The sequence below is a fragment of the Streptomyces yerevanensis genome, from assembly GCF_000716805.1.
Taxonomy (GTDB): Bacteria; Actinomycetota; Actinomycetes; order Streptomycetales; family Streptomycetaceae; genus Streptomyces; species Streptomyces flaveus.
On sequence record NZ_JNWJ01000279.1, the window covers coordinates 1 to 254 of the forward strand.

A 254-nucleotide genomic window follows, 5' to 3' on the forward strand; every position below is an offset into this window, starting at 1 on the left:
CTGCCTCCACGGCGGTGAGAGCGACCTCAAGCAAGTGCACGATCTCAGAGTTGAGGGACCGCCGGTCGACTTCTGCCTGAGCTGTCAGCCGGGCATGGACGTCATCGGGAAGGCGTAGAGTCAACTGAACCATGACACCATCATAGGCTCACTCCGGTATCGTGATCATTATGAAGCTCAGGTACCAGTTCCGCGTGTACCCGAGCGCCCCGCAGAAGACCGAGCTGGCGAAGGCGTTCGGGTGCGCCCGCGTC

Annotated in this window: 2 protein-coding genes; one reads left to right on the forward strand and one right to left on the reverse strand. The window is 61.4% G+C overall.

The window, feature by feature from the left end:
- Positions 1-133: Arc family DNA-binding protein (locus OP79_RS53555; protein ID WP_106972683.1), on the reverse strand; the 133-nt coding region annotated here is incomplete at its 3' end.
- Positions 134-170: 37 nt separating this feature from the next.
- On the opposite strand from OP79_RS53555, the gene OP79_RS53560 reads away from it, so the two are divergent.
- Positions 171-254: helix-turn-helix domain-containing protein (locus tag OP79_RS53560; RefSeq protein ID WP_157857555.1), on the forward strand; the 84-nt coding region annotated here is incomplete at its 3' end.